Genomic DNA, 17,224 nt, shown 5'->3' on the forward strand with positions numbered 1-17,224 from the left:
CTGTTCCCGATGCCCGAAACCGGTCGCGAAACCGGTCCCTGTGGCGCGCGGCGAGAAGGGTGCGGCGAGCCGTCTCAGAACGTGAAAGGCAAATTGCAAATTTCTGCAATTCGATACATCCTGGTCGGGCCGTGCCCATGGGGAGCCGTCGGGCTGCGGCGACCCGCCCCCGCGCACCCGCGCCCCCGGAGGACACCGTGCCGGTCCCGCTGTACCAGGCCAAGGCCGAGTTCTTCCGCATGCTGGGCCACCCCGTACGCGTCAGGGTCCTGGAGCTCCTCCAGAGCGGGCCGATGCCCGTGCGCGAACTGCTCGCGCGGATCGAGATCGAGCCGGCGGCGCTCTCGCAGCAGCTCGCCGTGCTCCGCCGCTCCGGGATCGTGACCGCCGCCCGCGAGGGATCCACCGTCGTGTACACGCTCACCGGCGGAGACGTGACCCAGCTGATGCAGGCCGCCCGGCGGATCCTCACCGAGATCGCCTCCGGCCCGCAGTCCTGCCTCCCACCCGTGCTTCCGCAGCCCGTGCTTCCGCAGTGATCGCCGTACGAGAAGGATGACGACCCACATGACCATCGAGTGGCGTTACACCGTCCAGCAGGACCTGGGCGTACTGTCCCTGGCCGGGTTCCTCGGAGCCGACGCCGTGGGGCGGTTCACCGGGGCCGTCGGGTGGGCGGTGGCGCGGGGCACGGGGCCGGTCGTCCTCGACCTGACCCGGCTGCGGGGCTGGTCGGTCGGCGGGCAGCTCGCCGTCGCGGAGGCGGCGCTCCGGCTGCGGGCCGCGGGCCGCGCCCTCGAACTGGCCGCGATACCCGCCGACGGCTCCCTCGTCCCGGCGGGCGAAGGCCCCCCGGTCCCGGTCCACCGCGACCTGGCCGCGGCGCTCGCCGCGCACCGCGACGCGGGCGCGGAGCAGCGGGCCTGGCGCAGCGACGCCTGGCCGACCACCTGACGGCTCGGCGGCGCCATGACCGCTCACGTATCGCCCAAGTACGGTCCGTGTACCGCCCAAGTGCCGGGACGTCCTGGCAGGTTCCGGCCATGATCCGCCGCTGACCCGTCCCCGGTGCGTTTCCGCTCCGGCACGCGCGAGGATGGGGGCATGCTGCAGAGTGCCGGGTCGACGCGACGCGCGGGGTGGGTGCGATGAGTACGCCGCTCTACCAATTGAAGGCCGAGTTCTTCAAGACACTGGGACACCCCGTCCGCATTCGCGTCCTGGAGCTGCTGAGCGAGCGCGAGCACGGCGTCGCCGAGATGCTCCGCGACACCGGCGTCGAACCGGCGTACCTCTCACAGCAGTTGGCCGTCCTGCGCCGGGCGAAGATGGTCGTCGCCCGGCGCGAAGGCACGGCCGTGTACTACGCGCTGACGAGTCCTCAGGTGGCCGAACTGCTGATGATCGCCCGCACGATCCTCTCCGGCGTCCTCGCGGGACAGGCGGAACTGCTGGCCGATCTCCGGGTGGCGGTACCCCGGGAGAAGACCCCCTAGCGGGAACGCGGCTCCACCTGCGCCCGGTGCGGTGGCCACAGGGCCTCGGAAGGCGGGGCGGTCGGCACAGGTCGGCGTCCCCCCCCGTCGCGGTTTTCGGTGGCGGGCCGGCCCGCTTCTCGGGCAGGCTGAGCGGCATGTACTCGGTGGTGCAGAACGTAGCGGTCGACTGTTCGGATGCCTATGGGCTGGCGCGGTTCTGGAGCGAGGTGACCGGTTGCCCGCTGGATCCGGAGAGCGGACCGGGCGACCCGGAGACCCGGGTCATGCTCAAGGACGGCCCGGTCCTGTACTTCAACCAGGTACCGGAACCGAAGACCTTCAAGAACCGCCTCCACCTGTGCCTGCGCCCGACGGCCTCGCGCGAGGAGGAGGTCGAGCGCCTCCTGGCCCTCGGAGCCACCCTGGCCGCCGACCACCGGAACCCCGACGGCACGGGCTGGGCGGTCCTCACCGACCCCGAGGGCAACGAGTTCTGCGTCCTCCGTGGCGACTCCGATCACGCGAGGACGCCTTCCTGAGCCGCGGACGACCGGACTCCCGGGCCGAAGCCCTCCCTCAGGCCTTGCGGTCCGGCTGGATGCCCGCCAGCAGGTTGAAGGCGCCGGTCAGCAGGTTGAGGGTGACCACGCCGACCACCTCCGCGATCACCCGGTCGCTCCAGCCGTGTGCCCGGACCTCGACGATGTCCTCGTCCGAGAGGGACCCCGGTTCGGCCAGGACCCGTAGCGCCAGGCCGATCAGAGCGGCCTCCCGCGGGTCGGTGGACGTGCCCTGGCGGGCCAGTTCGATGTCCGTCTCGCTCAGGCCCGCCGCGCGGCCGGCCGCACGGTGCGCCTCGGCGCAGGTGCCGCAGCCGATCCACTCCCGGACGGCGAGGGAGAGCTTCTCGCTCAGGGCGCGCGGGATCTTCACCCGCTTCATCGCCCGGGAGAGGTTCAGACAGCCGTCGAGCAGGGCCGGTGAGTGTGCCATCGTCGACACCATCTCGCCGGCGGAGCCGTGCCGTCGGGCGATGTCGGTCAGCAGCTCGCCCGCCCGGCCCGGTGCCTGCTCGGGGGTGAGCGCGGTCAGTCTTCTCGTGGTCATCGAGCCTCCTCATTATACCCGTGGGGGGTATAACGAGGAGCGGGGCGAAGACGTTCCCGACGCACCCGAACCGCCGAACCGCCTGCCGAGCCGGGCACGGCCGTACGTCCGTGCCGCGCCACGGAGCGTGGCCGGTTCACGACACGGGCGCCGCTTCCTCGCGCCTCCGGACGAAGCGCCCCGGGGTCGTGCCGACGAGCCGCTTGAACGAGCGGTTCAGATGCGACTGGTCGTAGAAGCCGGTCGCCGTCGCCACCTCCCCGGGCGGTTGCCCGTCCAGGAGCAGCCGACGCGCCCGGTCGAGCCGGCGGGCGGTCAGATATTGGTGCGGGGCGATGCCGAAAGCGCCGCTGAACGCCCGTACGAGATGGGTGGGATGGGCGTGGAGGAGCCGCGCGGCCTCGTCCAGGGTCACCCCTTCGAGCAGCCGGGCGTCGAGGAGCTCGCGGAGCCGATGGGCCACCCCGGGATCGGCGGGTCGCGGGCGGGCGGCCGTCCGGGGCCGCAGACGGGTACGGAGCCGTTCGCGGATGAGGGCGAGCCGGCTCTGCGCCTCCAGTTCGCCGCCCCGCTCCGCCAGCGCCGCATGCAGCCGGCCGACGCGACGGCGCAGCAGCGGATCGACGAGATCGGGGCCGTCCACCGCCGCGCCGATGAAGCTCTCGTCCAGCTGGGTCAGATCCAGATAGAGGACCCGCTTGCGGAAGCCGTGCGGGGTCGCCGGCGAGCCGTTGTGCGGCACCTGCGGCGGGAGCAGCGACACCGTGTCGCCCGGGGTGCCGTGCTCGCGCCGGTCGAGGTCGTAGCGGACGGCCCCGTCGTCGACGATCAGCAGGGTCCAGACGTCGTGGACGTGCATCGGGTAGGCGTGCGCGGTGAAGCGGGCGTGGAAGACCTCCACGACCCCCGGCACGTGCGGGCGCCATGCCGAAACCTGCTGACCGGCCACCATGCAAGGAATGTACAAGACGGCACGGCGGGCGGATCGGCAGTCTCGGACCATGACGACCACCGACACCGCGCCCGTGCGCTTCGACACCAAGATCGCCGTACTGCTGCGGGAGGACCTGGAGACCTGGCAGCGCCTGAACGTCACCGCGTTCCTGGTCAGCGGCCTCGGACCGGAGCTGCCCGAGGTGATCGGCGAACCGTACGCGGACGCCGACGGCACCCCCTACCTGCCGATGTTCCGACAGCCCGTGCTCGTCTTCGAGGGGACGAAGGAGACGCTGACGGCGGCGCACGCCCGCGCACTCTCCCGCGCTCTCCCGCGGGCGGTCTTCACGACCGAGCTGTTCACCACCGGCAACGACCGCGACAACCGCGCGGCCGTACGGGCCGTGGGGACCGGCGAGCTGGATCTGGCCGGCCTCGCGGTGTACGGGCCGCGCAACGCGGTCGACAAGGTGCTCAAGGGTGCCCGGATGCATCCCTGAGGGCCCTGGGAGCTCACGGGAGGGGGACGGTCACCCGGCCCGCGCGCTACGTTCTGGAGCGCACCACGGGCGTCGTCGGCTTCTTCGGTGCCTCATCGATCGAGCGTCTGCCGACGAAGCGGGCCATCACGGAACAGACCCGCGCCCTCAAGGCCCCGACCACCGGCTGACGCCGTTGTCGGTGGCGTGCCGTACAACTGGGAGCGGGGAAGAGAACGACCGCACGAGGGGGACCGCACGTGGACACTTTCGCCGATCCGGGAAGTGCCGGCCGTGCGCCCTTCGTCGGGCGGGCCCGCGAACTCGACCGGCTCGACGTGCCACTGCGTCACCGTGCCGAAGGCAGGGGCCCGGCGGTCGTGGAGGTCGTGGGCGAGCCGGGCATCGGCAAGTCCCGGCTCCTCGCCGAGTTCGCGGCACGGGCGAGGCGGCACGGGGCGACGGTCCTCCGCGGCCGCGCGGGACCCGCGGTCCCGGCCGGACTCGTCGTCCCCGCCGGATCCGTCCTCCCCGGCGGCTCCACCGTCTCCGGCCGGGAACCGAGCCCGGCCTTCCAGGCCTTCGCGGACGCCTTCGCGGACCTGGATCACCACGACCGCGCTCTCTCCCCGGCCCTGTCAGCCCTCGCCGATCTCGTCGAGTCGACACCGGCGGCGCCCCGCGCGGACCACGGGGCGGGTTCTCCGGCCGGGACGGGATCCACGGCCGGACCGACGCCCCCGAGCCCTGCGGCCGGACCGACGCCCCCGAGCCCCGCGGTCGCCTCGGGCACGTCGGCGCGTACGGCCCCGGGCGGCGTCGTCAGTGCCCCGGACGGCCTCCGCGCCTCCGGCGGAGCGTTCGGCGCGGAGGCCGCGTGGTCCGATGGCGGTGACGCGGCCCGGCTGCGGCGCATCGTGGCGGCGCTCCGGCGGGTTCCGGCGGGCGGCCCCGTCCTCGTCCTCGCACTCGACGACTTTCACGTGGCCGACCCCGCCTCCGTCGCGCTCGTCGACCATCTCCTTCGCCATCCGCTCCGGTCGCCCGTCCTGCTCGTTCTCGCCCGCCGCGAGCGTCAGACCACGCCCGCGCTCGCCTCCGCGCTCGCCCGTGCCGCCGACTCGGGAGACCTCGCCCGGCTCGCCCTCGGACCTCTGACACCGGACGAGTGCGCCGAGGGGCTCGTCCCCGGGCTGCCGACCGGCCTCGCCCGTGAGGTCCACGCCGTCAGCCTCGGAAACCCGCTCTACCACCGCGCCCTCGCCCACGCGCGTATCCAGGGCGGAGGGGCGTCCGGGACCGGGCCCGTCGCGGTGGTTCTCGACGAACTCGCCCCGCTCGACGGGGCGCAGCGGGCGGTCGTCGAGGCGCTCGCCGTGCTCGACGGACGCGCCACGGCCGAGCTGCTCGCCGCCGCCGTGTCCCCGCCCACGGTCGCCGCCCACCCGGTCTCCCCGCCCCCGGCGGTCCCGCCGCACCCGCCCGGCCCTCCGGCCGCCATGACCCTGGGCGACGTCCTCGGAGAGCTGACCCGTCGCGACCTCGTCCGGACCGACGAGGACGGGCGGATCCTCGTGCTGCGCCACCCCGCCCTGCCCGAGCTCGTCCGGAGCACGCTCGACCCGTGGCGCCGCCGCGAGCTGCACCGGCGGGCGGCCGCCGCGCTCGCCGCCGCCGGGGCGTCCGTGACCGAGCGGGCTCCGCACCTCGTCCACGCCGTGACGGTCTGGGACCCGGACGCCGCCGCCGAGCTGGTCGAGGCCGCCGAGCGGATCGGCGCGGCCGACCCCGCGCGCGCCGCCCACTGGCTCGGTGCCGTCCTCGCGCTGCTCCCCGACACCGCCGAGCACCGTGCCGCCTGGCGCGACCTGACGCTCCGACGGGCCCGGGCCCTCGGAGCCGCCGGCCGGGTGGCGGAGAGCAGGGACCTCCTCCACCACCTCATCGACACCTGCCGTGCGCCGCACACGGCCGAGCTGCGGACCTCCGCCGTCCTGCTCTGCGCCTTCATGGAGCGCCACCTCGGCCGCTACCCGGAGGCGGACGCACTGCTCCGCCGGGAGCTGGAGCGCACCCCCGGCCCCCGCCCCGACCTGAGGACCTGGCTCGTCGTCGAGTGGGGCTGCCGGGCCCTCTTCGCCGCCCGGTACCCCGAGGTCCGGTCCGTCGTCGCCCGAACCCTCGGAGAGGCCAGATCGCGGCACGACGAGGCGGGCACGGCGGAGGTGCTCACCCTGGCCGCGCTCGGTGAGGTGTACGAGGGCGACACCGCCGCCGCCCGCGTCCACGCGACCGAGGCCGCGGCCCTCACCGACACCGTCACCGACGGCGAACTGGCCGCCCATCCCGAGTCGTTGGTACGACTCGGCTGGACCGAGGTCTTCCTCGAGGAGTACGGGAAGGCGGAGCGCCATGCCACCCGCGGCATCGGGATGGCCCGGCGTGCCGGACGGCCCTTCGCGCTCTCGCAGTTGCTGCTCTGCTCGGCGTACGTCCACTTGCTGACCGGCAGGGTCGGCGCCGCGCTCGACCTGGCCGAGGAGTCACTCGCCGTCGCCCGCGCTCTGGGCGGTGCCGAACTCGTCGGCTTCAGCGGGGCGATCCGGGCCGTCGTCCTCCTCCACGCCCGGCCCCTGGGTGATCCCGAGCCCTCGGCCGCCGCCGAGGAGGCCGCGGCCACGGTGGGGACCGCGGAAGGCTGGTGGGCCACCCAGACCCGCTCCCTGCTCGGCTTCGCCGTGCCGCTCCACAGCGACCCGCACCGGGTGCGCGAGGTGCTCGTGCGTGCGGGCGGCGACCGCGACCTCTCCCGGCTCCAGCCCTCGCTGCGCCCCGGATACCTCGAACTGCTCGCGGGCGCGGCCCTCGCCACCGGAGACCCGGCGGAGGCCGAGCGGGTCGCCCGCCGGGCCCTCGCGGAGGCGGAGCCGCTCGGGCTGCCCGTACAGCGCGCCGCCGCGCTGCGCGCCTGGGGGCAGGTCCTGGTTCGGCGCGGCGAATCGGCGTCCGCCGCACGGGCGTTCACCGACGCGGCACGTGAGAGCGCCCGCTCGGGGGCCGTCCTGCGGGAGGCCCACAGTCTGCTCCTCGCCGCGCCGCAGACGCATGCGGCGGGCGACGGGACAGCGGCCGCCGCCCAGTGGCGCAGAGGCAGACGACTGGCCGTCGAGGGAGGCGCCCGCATGCTGGTCGATCTGGCCGACCGTACCCGCCCGGCACCTCCGGAGGGCGCGGCCGGGGGCAGGCTCGCCGTCCTCACCCCGAGGGAACGGGAGATCTCGGTGCTGGTCGCCGAAGGACTCACCAACCAGGCCGTGGCCGCCCGGCTCTGTCTCAGCCCGCGCACGGTCGAGAGCCATGTCGCCCGGGTCTACCGCAAGACGGGAGTGGAGACCCGGGCGGCGCTCGCCTCCCTCGTGGTCAGGGACGGCGTCGGTGAGGGTCAGTTCTCGCGGGGATAGGTCGCCGTCACCCGGCCCTTCGCGTCCGCGCTCAGATACGCGGAGCCGTACGCGTCGGACAGGTAGACGCTGATGCCGGCCTTGGTCCCGAAGACCGACGAGGGCGGGGTGATGACGAGGTAGCGGCTGGTCGGCTTGTCGACCCCCAGTTCCTTGTCCGCGCGCTTCATCAGTGCCGGCAGGACGTCCCAGTCGAAGTCGTTGAGGTCGGTCGGGACCGAGCCGGGAAAGGCCGTGCCGGATCCCTGGCGGACGGCGGCGTCCTCGCCCCGGTACATGTACCGGTCGTACCGCTTCGTACTGCCCTTGACCAGTGACTCGGCGATCGCGTAGTCGGGGTACACGACGAAGCTGGTCACCATGGTCCCGCCCGACGCCTCCTTGATCGCGGCGATGGCGGACCGGACCCCGGCGGGCGTCAGCAGACTGCCCTTCACCGGCTCGACGTCCGTCGACGCCTCCGGCGACGGCGTGGACGTGGACGTCGGTGTGCTCGACGCGTCGGGCCGCTGGGCGACCGGCCCCTGCTGCGACGGAGGCGCGCTGCTCGGGCCGCTTCCCGGGTCGTCCGGCCGCCAGTCCCACGTCATGGCGCCGACGGGAATCCCCACGGCGAGCACCACGACGGCGGCGGAACCCAGGAGCCGGGCGGTACGACGCCGCCGCCGGCCGGCGGCACGGGCCGCGGAGGCGGAGGAGGGAGCGGTCGCGGGGAAGCCACCGGAGGGGGCGAACACGGCATCGGCCGCGGGATGCGCGGCCGACGGGGGAGCATCGGTGGGCGAGGCGCCCTGCGACGCCGTCGCGGCGACCGCCGGACCCGCGCCCGCGCCCGAGACCGCCGGACCCGCACCCGAGACCGCCGGACCCGCACCCGAGACCGCCGGAGGTACCGGGTGGCCCACCGGAGGCGCCAGGTGGAACGACGTCGCCCCGCTCCGGCCGTCGCCCGCCGCACCCGGCCGGCCGAAGGTCTGCGCGCCCGCCCCGTTCGAGGGAGCCGGCGCTCGGCCCCGTACCGCGTCGGCGTCCTGACGGAGTGCCGGACGTGCGGCCGGATCCGGTGACGTGACGGCGGCGAGCGCGCGGTCGAGCTCCTCCGCGTCCGGGCGGGCGGACGGCTCCCGCACCAGCAACCCGGCAAGGAGGCCGGTGAGCTCGCCCGCGCGCCGCGGGGGCGGCACGTCGTCGGAGAGAACGGCCGCCAGCGTCGCGAGCGTGTTCTCCCGGCGCAGCGGGTGATGGCCCTCGACCGCCACGTACAGCACCATGCCGAGCGACCACAGGTCGGCGGCCGGACCGCTGCCGCCACCGCCGCGGATCCGCTCGGGCGCCATGTAGTCGGGCGAGCCGATGATCGAGCCCGAGGCCGTCAGGACGGTGGACTCGCGGATCGCGGCGATGCCGAAGTCGGTGAGCACCGGCCGCCCGTCGGGGCGCAGCAGGACGTTGGCGGGCTTGACGTCGCGGTGCTCGATGTCCCGCTCGTGCGCGGCCCGCAGGGCCGAGAGCAGCTCGCGGCCGAGCGTGGCGGCCTCGACCGGAGTCATCGAGCCCCGGTCGAGCCGGTCCTGGAGGGATCCGCCGGTGACCAGCTCCATCACGAGCCACGGGTAGGTGCCCTCGCCGGCGTCGACGATGTGATGGATGGTCACTACGTTGGGGTGGTCGATCCGGGCGAGGGCGCGCGCCTCGCGCAGGACACGCTCGCGCAGGGTCCGGGCTCCCTCGACGTCGTGCTCGGCGTGCGCGGGATCCGGCGGGCGCACCTCCTTGACCGCCACGTCACGGTGGAGAACCAGGTCGCGGGCTCGCCAGACCGTTCCCATGCCGCCGCCGCCCAGCCGCTCCACCAGCTCGAAGCGGCCGTCGATCACTCTGTTCACTCGCACCCCTGTACTCGGGTCCCCGGGGCGGTGGCGGCCTGCGGCCCTGCCCCGCCCACTTCGCCGTACACGTCGACCTGGTAGCACGCCGGCGGCCCGAACGGCTCCGGGAGTGCACGCAAGCCCGGCCACGGCCCCCGCGAGCCCCCGGCCGGGGCACCGACTTCCGCCTCGGCCTCGGTCGCGGCCTTCGCGTCGGCGTCGACCGTACCGCTCGTGCCGTGGACCTCCGGCACCGGGCGGTGGGTCCCCGCCGTCTCCGGACGGTGGGTCTCCTCCGGCAGCGCGGTGGCGCCCCCGGCATCCGGCTGGCCCGCGTGGGCCGTCTTCCCGGACGATCCGGCCGGGCCGAGCGTTTCCGCCGTCCGCCGGCCCAGCGCCGCGCCATGGCGTGGGTCGCCCCACGACCGGGCCTCCGCCGCGGCGAGCGCGTACTCCCGCGCCGCCCGGCCGGGTTCGCCCAGGTGCAGCAGACACTCGGCGAGCCAGGCCCGGGCCCGTACGCGCGCCGTCGTGTCGCCGTCCTCCGCGAACCCGGTCAGCGCCTGTTCGAGGAGGCCGAGGGCCTTGCCGTAGTGGCCGCGCTCCGCGTGGGCGACACCGAGCAGGAGCCGTGCGAGGGCGCCCACGCGAACGTCCTGCGCCGGCCCCTCGGTGTGACGGACGGCCTCGGCGAGCAGCGACAGCCGCTCGCCGCCCTCCTCCGCCGTCTCCTCCTTCCCTCCCCGGGCCGCACGCTCCTGATCGCGTGACCCGGAGAGCGTCCGTGCCAGGGCCAGACAGAGACGGGCCCGGTCGGCGGCCCGCAGTGGCGCGCCCGTCACTCCGGAGGCGAGGGCGGCTCGCAGGAGTGCGGCCGCCTCCTCGTGCGCGCCGGTGGACCGCAGTACGGCGGCGAGCAGGAGTCGATGTTCGGTGGCGGGCCACAGCCGGCCCCCGGCCCGGTGGTCGTCGAGTGCCGCCCTCAGATGGGTCTGTGCGGCGGCCGGGTCGTCCGGCGCCGCGATCCGGCCGAGCAGCGCCCGTGTGTCGGCGAGCACGCCGAGGACGGCGGGATCCGCCCGGTGCGGTGCGGCGAAGGCGATCAGCCGGGTGAGTTCCTCGCGCAGGGCGGCTGCCTCGGCCGTCGGGTCGGGTGCGGTGTCGAGCAGATCGGCGCGGGCCCGAAGGTGCAGCAGACGCACCGTCGCGGTCTCGGCGGCCTCGGCCTGCCCGATGCGGTGGAGTGCCGTGGCCCGCTCGCACAGCTCCGCGAGCCGGGCGCAGGCCGTCCCTCCGCGGCCCGGACCCGCGACGAGCGCACGTGCCCGCGACACCAGGGCCTTGCCCCGCTGTCCGGCCTGCTCGTGCAGGTCGGCGGCCCGGAAGAAGAGCGGCCCCGCAGCCGGCCGCGCGGCGCCCCGGCAGTCGAGCGCGGTCGCGTCCAGAGCGTCGGCGTGGTCCCCGGGAGTGAGGGCCCCACCCGCGCGCTGAAGGGCTGTCGCGGCACGCTCCCAGGCACTTCCCGCCCAGGGGTGCCCATGGGCGGTGAGCCGCCGGGCCCGGTGGAGCAGCTCGTGCGGATCCTCCGGTTCGTCGCCGGTACCGGCCCGCCGGTCGTACGGGCGCACACCGAGGCGGAACTCGTCGGGCGAGCGGCTGCTCATGTGGGGGGTGCTCCGGGGAGAGGGGACGGGAGGGGACGAAGCGGGGGAACGGGAGAGGACGAGGAGAGCGAGAGATGCGAGGAGACAGGGGAGGAGGCAAGGAACGGGGCGGGAGAGGGCCGGGCACCCGGCGGAACCCGCGTACACAGAGGTCGGACCGACTTTCGCAGCCCCGAGCCGCCCGCACATCCGTAGAACTACGGAATCCGATGTCCCGGTGTCCCCTCCCCCCTCTCACCCCGACCCCGCCGCCTCCCTCCTCACCCCATCGTTCGGCCGCACAACGCAGCGCCCGCCCCCAGGTACTCGGCTAGGGTGATTCGATAGGGAATGCGCCCCCCGGGGCCGGGCCGATGCGTAGGTCGATGCGTTGGAGACTCACGAGTCGTCGAGCAGGGTTCCGCAGCCGCCCCGGGCGGCCGTCGGGGACGCGGGTGTGCTCCGCGAACTGCTCCCGATCGCCCTGTGGCGTGAAGACGCCGAGGGTCGCATCGTCGAGTGGTCGCTCGCCGCCCAGGATCTGCTCGGCCACCGCCCCGAGCACGCGATCGGACGGCTCGCCACGCCCCTCCTCGTCCCCGACGACAACCGTGAACTCGCCGAACGGCTCACCCATCGCGTCCAGGCCGGCGAGACCATGGTCGGCACCCTCCCCGTCCTGCACCGCGACGGCCACACGATCGCCATGGAGATGTGGATCGTGCCCGCCGCCGACCCGGAGGGCCGGCCGGGCGCGATGCTCATCGCGGTGGAGACCTCGGAGGTCCTGCGCATGCGGGAGAACCTCGCGGCGATGGAGAGCCTCTTCACCCAGTCGCCGATCGGTCTCGCCCTGCTCGGCCCCGACCTGCGGTTCCTCAGGGTCAACGACGCCCTGGCCCGGATGAACGGGGTGGGGGCCGCCGAGCACGTGGGCCGCCGCCTCACGGAGGTGGTGCCCGGCGTCAACGCCGCCTCGCTCGAATCCCTGATGCGCCAGGTCATGGAGAGCGGGAACGCCGTCGTCGACGCCCGCCGCGTCGGACGTACCCCCGCCGACCCCGACCGCGACCACATCTGGTCCTGCTCGTACGCCCCGCTCATCGACCGCACCGACCGGCGGTCCCTGGGACTCATCGCGTCCCTCGTGGACATCACCGAGAGCCAGGAGGCGCACACCGAGGTCGAGCGGGCCCGCCACCGTTTCGCCCTGCTCGCCGAGGCCGGGGCGCGGATCGGCACGACCCTGGACCTGCAGCAGACGGCCGAGGAGACGGTACGTTTCCTCGTGCCGCAGCTGGCCGACTCGGCGGACGTCCAGATGCTGGAGTCCGTCCTCGAACCGGACGACCCGGTCGCCTCCACGCGCGGGGTGCTCCGCCGACTCGCGGCCCGCTTCCCGGACCCCACGGCCCCCACGTCCCTGCTCGTCCCGGGGCAGACCTTCCAGATCCCGCTGGACTCCGTGTACGAGGGGGTCGTCGCCCGCGGCCGGCCCACGAACCTCTTCACGTCCGACATCCCGCACCTGTTCACCGACCCGCGCACCGAGGCGCTCCGCACCTACTTCGCCACCCGCATAGGGTCGGCACGGCTCATCCCCATGGTGGCCCGCGGCAAGGTGCTCGGCTCGGTCACGGTGACCCGGCTGCGGACCCGCGAGCCCTTCGACGCGCAGGACTGCGTCCTCATCGACGAGGTCGTGGCCCGGGCCGCCCTCAACATCGACAACGCCCGCCTCTACACGACCCAGCGGGAGGCCGCCCTCACCCTTCAGCGCAGCCTCACCAACAGCGCGCTGCCCGACGTCACCGGGCTCGAACTCACCGGCCGCTACCTGCCCGCGAGCGCCCATGACGTCGGCGGCGACTGGTTCGACGTCATCACCGTGCCCGGCGGCAGGACGGGTCTTGTCATCGGTGACGTCATGGGCCACGGCATCCACGCGGCCGCGGTCATGGGTCAACTGCGCACAGCGGTCAGGACCCTGGCCCGCCACGACATCCCGCCGGCAGAGATGCTCAGCTCCCTCGACGCCGTCGTGGCCGACCTCGGTGAGGACACGATGGCGACCTGCGTCTACGCCGTCCACGACCCGGCCACCGGCGGCTGGGTCATCGCCCGCGCCGGTCATCCACCACCGGCCGTGGCCACTCCGGACGGGACGATCACCTTCCTCGACGGACCGCCGGGAACCCCGCTGGGCACGGGCGCCCACGACTTCGGGACCGAGGAGGTCGCCCTGCCCGAGGGCGGGCTGCTCGTCCTCTACACCGACGGCCTCATCGAGGCCCGCGACCGCGACCTCGACGAGGGGATGCGACAGCTGGGCCGGGCGCTCAGGCACCTCGACCGCCCCCTGGACGAGCTGTGCGACGACATCCTGAAGCAGCTGCTCGCGGCGCCCGCGCAGGACGACGTGGCGATACTGCTCGCCCGGACGACCAGCTGACGATCGCGTACGGGGGAAGGGGGTTCGCCTCGGCTTCGTCCGGGCGCGCCGGGCTCAGGTTCCCGCGTGCCGGAGCCGGTACAGGTCACGGAGGAGGGCGATCTCCGCCCCGTGGTGCAGGAGTTCCTGGTTCACCCACCAGACGGTCTCCAGGAAGGGATCCTCGGGATCGCTGCCGTGTGGATAGGTGCTGTACCCGACGGTGTCGAGCGCCTTGTCGTCGGCGGACAGCAGGGCGTCCCGCCAGGCGCCGGCGGCGGTGTCGAACGCGGCGACGGCCGTCGCGACGTCCCCGCTGATCGTGTAGTCGTCGCGGGTGAGGGTGTGGCTGCCGTTCGTGTGGTCGGCGCGGAGCGCGAGCAGCTCGCTGAGGTGACTCAGCCGCCAGGCGATCGTCGTGAACGGCGGCGGTGCCGGATGGGGTGCCGGGGTCGCGTCCCTGCCCCAGTCGCCGGATTCGGTGCCGGTCAGCACGGTGGCGCGCGGCCCGGGACCTTCGACGCGGTGTCGGACGGACCAGCAGCCGGGCCCCGGCTCCCAGAGGTACTCCGCGTCGGTCATCGGACCGACCTCGACGTCCGTACCGTTCCCGCTGTCCCTCACCGGCCCCGCCATGCGGTCGGTCAGCCGCCGGCGGGCGAAGTCGAACTGGCCGAGGAGGGGGACGAGCCGAGCGGGTATCGCCATCGGGGGCTCCGGATCGCAGAGGGGCGGGGCATGGCCGGCCGGTGAGGAGAGGCGGGCGGGGTCAGGCCCGGTGGGTAGCCGGGCGGGGTGACAAGCGGGGTCGGGCCCGGCGGGCAGTCGGGTGGAGCGAGGGGCGGGATCAGATCCGGTCGATGTGCACGCTCGTCGACTTCACGCGGGCGGTGGCCTGCATGCCGACCTCGAGACCCAATTCCTCGACGGCCTCACGGGTGAGGAGCGAGACGAGCCGGTGCGGACCCGCCTGGATCTCCACCTGCGCGGCGATGTCGCCGAGCTTGACGGCCGTGACGATGCCGGGGAACGCGTTGCGCACCGACGTGTACGCCACGTCGTCGTCGCCCTGGCCGCTCTGCGCGACCTCGACCGAGAAGGCGGCCAGGTCGCGGCCGTCGATGAGGCGTCGGCCGTTCTCGTCGCGATGGGTGACGAACCGCCCGCCGTCGGCCCAGCGGCGTGCGGTGTCGGGGCTCACGCCCAGCAGGCGTGCCGCCTGCCCGATGGTGTAGGACTGCATGTGCGAGAGATTAGGCCCCCGAGGCTCTTATATGCAAGGAAAGGGCGCATATCTCATCGTCCTGGACAAGCGTTGTCATTCAGGGGGAATCCGCCCGCCGCCCGACCGTCGCCCGACCGCCTCGACCAGCGGCAGCAGCCGGTGGGCCACCCGCTCCCGCAGCGCGATCTCGGTACGGGTGCGGACCACCCCGGGCAGCTGGATGAGTCGCTGGATGACGTCCTCCAGGTGCCCGGCGTCGCGGGCGACCACCCGGGTGAGCAGATCGCCGCCACCGGTGATGGAGAAGGCCTCCACGATCTCCGGCACGGCCGCGAGTGCGTCGCCGACCTCGTCGAGGTGCCCCTGGGTCACCTCGACGTGGACGAAGGCGAGCACCGGGTGCCCCAGCGCGGCAGGAGAGAGGACGGGACCGGTCGCGGTGATCACCCCGTCGCGTTCCAGACGATCGATCCTGGCCTGTACGGTGCCCCGCGCCACGCCCAGGATCCGCGCGTACTCACGCACGCTCGTCCGCGGCTGCTCGATGAGCAGCCGCAGGATCCGGGTGTCGAGCTCGTCCACGGCCATACGCGGCGGTCCTCCTCGGTTCCTTCGGTGCGGTACGGGGGTACCCGGGTTCGGAATCGTTTCATTCCGGTACGGAATCCGCTCCTCCAGGGCCCCTCCGCGCATACGGCGGTGGCCGGAAGGCGACTGAGCCAGACGGCTCCGGGTATCTCCCGAGGAGGGGTACCGCGTGCCGTCCACCGGGCAGCCGCGGAGAGGAGCGACCATGCGACGCGGATCCGGGAACTCGTACTGGACGGCGTCGGCGCCGCCGCCCGACGCCGCGCACCCGCCCCTGGACGGTGATCTCTCCGCCGACGTGGTCGTCGTGGGCGCCGGTGTCGCCGGCGTGTCCACCGCCCGGGATCTGGTCCGCGCGGGGGCGGACGTGGTCCTCCTGGAGGCCGGCCGGATCGCGGCCGGCGTGACCGGGCACGCCGCCGGCGAGCTGACCTCCCTGCACGGCCTCTGTTACGCGCGCCTGCGCCGCCGTCGGGGCCCGGAGGGCGCCGCCCTGTACGCCGACGCCCAGGAGGACGCCCTGCGCCAGGTGGTGCGGGACTGCGTGGAACTGGGGGTCGACGCGGAGATCGAACACCGGCCGGCCTTCACGTACACCGTCGACGAGGGAAGTGCGGCGGACATCCACGAGGAGGCGGACGCCGCCGAGGAAGCGGGTCTGCGGGCGACGACGGTGACCGACACGGGGCTCCCGTACCCGGTCGTGGCCGCCGTGAGGGTGGAGGACCAGCTCCAGTTCCACCCGCGCCGGTTCCTGCTCGGCCTGGCGGACGACTTCGTCGCGCGGGGCGGTCGCCTCCACGAGGGCACGCGCGTCACCGGGCTCCACGACGGCGCCGAATGCCGTCTCACGGTGGAGGGCGGAGCCACGGTCCACGCCCGGGACGTCGTCCTCACCACCCACTTCCCGCTCCGCTGCCACAGCAGCCTCCTGGTGCGCCTCTCGGTGCGCCGGGAACTCGTCGTCGCCGCGTCCGTGGACGAACGCCATGCCCCTTACGGCATGTTCGTGACGTTCGACGACGGCGTCCGGTCGGTGCGTACGGCTCCGCTGGGAGAGGGGCGGCGGTTGCTGATCGTGGCGGGCGAGGCGTTCGAGCCGGGGAGCGGGGGCGTGCCCGAGCGGTACGACAGCCTGGAGGCGTGGGCGCGCGGGCACCTGCCGGGCTTCGCCGAGGCGACGGAGATCCACCGGTGGGCGGCGCAGGACGTCCACACACCGGACGGGATGCCCTGTGTGGGCCACGAGCACCCGGACACCCAGCATGTCTACCTCGCCACCGGCTTCGGCGGATGGGGCCTCAGCAACGGCGTCGCCGCCGGCCGCCTGCTTGCCGCGCACGTGACGGGCGCGCCGCGCCCCGCCTGGACGGAACTCGTCGACCCGCGCCGCCACCTGCCGGTCCGCGAGGTTCCCGGGGTCGTACGGCGACAGTCCACGGTGGCGCGCCACTGCGTGGCGGGTCGGCGGACGGCCCGACGCTGCACCCACATGGGCTGCGAGCTGGGCTTCAACGAGGCCGAGCAGACCTGGGAGTGCCCCTGCCACGGCTCCCGCTTCGCCGCCGACGGCAGCGTCCTCCAGGGCCCGGCCACGCGCGCGCTGACGGAGGACTGAGCCGGCGGGCAGGGGAGGTGCCGTGCCCGGGACAGCCGCACGGGTTTGTATCCGCCGTGTATCAGGGAGCGCGTGATCGGCCATCGAATCGGCCCGCGCGCGGCGACGGCGGGCGGCGCGAACGGAGTCGCCTCGTGCCCGTCCGACCTGCCTGTTCGCGGGTACGGAGGGCGTGAGAGGACAGCCCCGGGTGCCTGGCGCCGCGTCGTCGCCGCGCCCGATGTCTGCCGTATCGTGCCCTTCGGGTCGCCGGCGGTGCGCCGACGTGCGCATGGCCGCCCAAGCCCACCCCCCCCTGCCTCACGCCCCACACCGCCGCGCCCCCGCCTCACGCCCCCGCACCCCCGCCTCCCCCCCCCCGCCGCGTCACGCCTCGAACAGGAGCCGCCC

16 protein-coding genes are annotated in these 17,224 nt (G+C 74.3%); 9 read left to right on the plus strand and 7 right to left on the minus strand.

The genetic code is table 11. The features are described 5' to 3' along the window. The first annotated feature begins 197 nt into the window (after positions 1-197). From IF00_RS0110930 to IF00_RS0110945, 4 genes are all read left to right on the plus strand, one after another. Positions 198-539: an ArsR/SmtB family transcription factor gene (locus IF00_RS0110930; RefSeq protein ID WP_051820051.1), complete on the plus strand. Its 342-nt coding sequence runs from the start codon at positions 198-200 to the stop codon at positions 537-539. Between the two features lie 28 nt (positions 540-567). Further along, positions 568-954, plus strand: a complete 387-nt coding sequence (locus IF00_RS0110935) for an STAS domain-containing protein (protein ID WP_037637908.1) — start codon at positions 568-570, stop codon at positions 952-954. Between the two features lie 194 nt (positions 955-1,148). Then, positions 1,149-1,496, plus strand: coding sequence for an ArsR/SmtB family transcription factor (locus IF00_RS0110940; protein ID WP_030316844.1), 348 nt, complete (start codon positions 1,149-1,151; stop codon positions 1,494-1,496). Between the two features lie 137 nt (positions 1,497-1,633). After that, positions 1,634-2,017, plus strand: coding sequence for a VOC family protein (locus tag IF00_RS0110945; RefSeq protein WP_030316846.1), 384 nt, complete (start codon positions 1,634-1,636; stop codon positions 2,015-2,017). A 37-nt stretch (positions 2,018-2,054) separates the two neighbouring features. On the opposite strand, the gene IF00_RS0110950 is transcribed toward IF00_RS0110945, so the two are convergent. Further along, positions 2,055-2,585 carry a carboxymuconolactone decarboxylase family protein gene (locus tag IF00_RS0110950; protein WP_030316848.1) on the minus strand — a complete coding sequence of 177 codons (531 nt, stop codon included), beginning with the start codon at positions 2,583-2,585 and terminating at the stop codon, positions 2,055-2,057. Between the two features lie 136 nt (positions 2,586-2,721). Then, positions 2,722-3,537 carry an AraC family transcriptional regulator gene (locus IF00_RS0110955; RefSeq protein WP_030316849.1) on the minus strand — a complete coding sequence of 272 codons (816 nt, stop codon included), beginning with the start codon at positions 3,535-3,537 and terminating at the stop codon, positions 2,722-2,724. 49 nt (positions 3,538-3,586) lie between these two features. On the opposite strand from IF00_RS0110955, the gene IF00_RS0110960 reads away from it, so the two are divergent. The 3 genes from IF00_RS0110960 to IF00_RS0110965 all read left to right on the plus strand — a co-directional run bounded on the left by IF00_RS0110960 (position 3,587) and on the right by IF00_RS0110965 (position 7,461). Next, positions 3,587-4,021: a DUF2000 domain-containing protein gene (locus tag IF00_RS0110960; RefSeq protein WP_030316851.1), complete on the plus strand. Its 435-nt coding sequence runs from the start codon at positions 3,587-3,589 to the stop codon at positions 4,019-4,021. A gap of 5 nt (positions 4,022-4,026) precedes the next feature. Continuing rightward, entirely contained in the window at positions 4,027-4,191 is a 165-nt protein-coding gene (locus tag IF00_RS43555; RefSeq protein WP_280922609.1) for a phosphoenolpyruvate hydrolase family protein, read from the plus strand. A gap of 69 nt (positions 4,192-4,260) precedes the next feature. Then, a complete protein-coding gene (locus IF00_RS0110965) occupies positions 4,261-7,461 on the plus strand; it encodes a helix-turn-helix transcriptional regulator (protein ID WP_030316853.1) in 3,201 nt (1,066 codons plus the stop codon). Here the strand turns inward: IF00_RS0110965 and IF00_RS0110970 are convergent. Continuing rightward, positions 7,443-9,290: a serine/threonine-protein kinase gene (locus IF00_RS0110970; protein ID WP_245234478.1), complete on the minus strand. Its 1,848-nt coding sequence runs from the start codon at positions 9,288-9,290 to the stop codon at positions 7,443-7,445. The two genes, IF00_RS0110965 and IF00_RS0110970, sit on opposite strands and share 19 nt — an antisense overlap. Before the next feature lie 53 nt (positions 9,291-9,343). Next, the gene (locus IF00_RS0110975) at positions 9,344-10,993 is read right to left on the minus strand and encodes a hypothetical protein (RefSeq protein ID WP_030316857.1); all 1,650 of its coding nucleotides are present in this window, start codon (positions 10,991-10,993) and stop codon (positions 9,344-9,346) included. A 370-nt stretch (positions 10,994-11,363) separates the two neighbouring features. Between IF00_RS0110975 and IF00_RS0110980 the strand changes: the two genes are divergently transcribed. After that, complete coding sequence (locus IF00_RS0110980; protein WP_030316859.1) at positions 11,364-13,424, plus strand: SpoIIE family protein phosphatase; 2,061 nt, start codon at positions 11,364-11,366, stop codon at positions 13,422-13,424. A gap of 54 nt (positions 13,425-13,478) precedes the next feature. On the opposite strand, the gene IF00_RS0110985 is transcribed toward IF00_RS0110980, so the two are convergent. The 3 genes from IF00_RS0110985 to IF00_RS0110995 all read right to left on the minus strand — a co-directional run bounded on the left by IF00_RS0110985 (position 13,479) and on the right by IF00_RS0110995 (position 15,216). Then, on the minus strand, positions 13,479-14,111 hold the full coding sequence (locus IF00_RS0110985) for a DinB family protein (RefSeq protein WP_030316861.1): 633 nt from the start codon (positions 14,109-14,111) through the stop codon (positions 13,479-13,481). Between the two features lie 139 nt (positions 14,112-14,250). Further along, on the minus strand, positions 14,251-14,646 hold the full coding sequence (locus tag IF00_RS0110990; protein WP_030316863.1) for a TOBE domain-containing protein: 396 nt from the start codon (positions 14,644-14,646) through the stop codon (positions 14,251-14,253). 75 nt (positions 14,647-14,721) lie between these two features. Continuing rightward, positions 14,722-15,216: an Lrp/AsnC family transcriptional regulator gene (locus IF00_RS0110995; RefSeq protein WP_030316865.1), complete on the minus strand. Its 495-nt coding sequence runs from the start codon at positions 15,214-15,216 to the stop codon at positions 14,722-14,724. A gap of 205 nt (positions 15,217-15,421) precedes the next feature. Here IF00_RS0110995 and IF00_RS0111000 point away from each other — a divergent pair, with 205 nt between their 5' ends. Continuing rightward, positions 15,422-16,834 carry an FAD-dependent oxidoreductase gene (locus tag IF00_RS0111000; RefSeq protein ID WP_030316867.1) on the plus strand — a complete coding sequence of 471 codons (1,413 nt, stop codon included), beginning with the start codon at positions 15,422-15,424 and terminating at the stop codon, positions 16,832-16,834. The last annotated feature ends 390 nt before the right edge of the window (positions 16,835-17,224 follow it).

Origin of the sequence: Streptomyces flavochromogenes (assembly GCF_000717595.1) — a bacterium.
GTDB classification, from domain to species: domain Bacteria; phylum Actinomycetota; class Actinomycetes; order Streptomycetales; family Streptomycetaceae; genus Streptomyces; species Streptomyces flavochromogenes.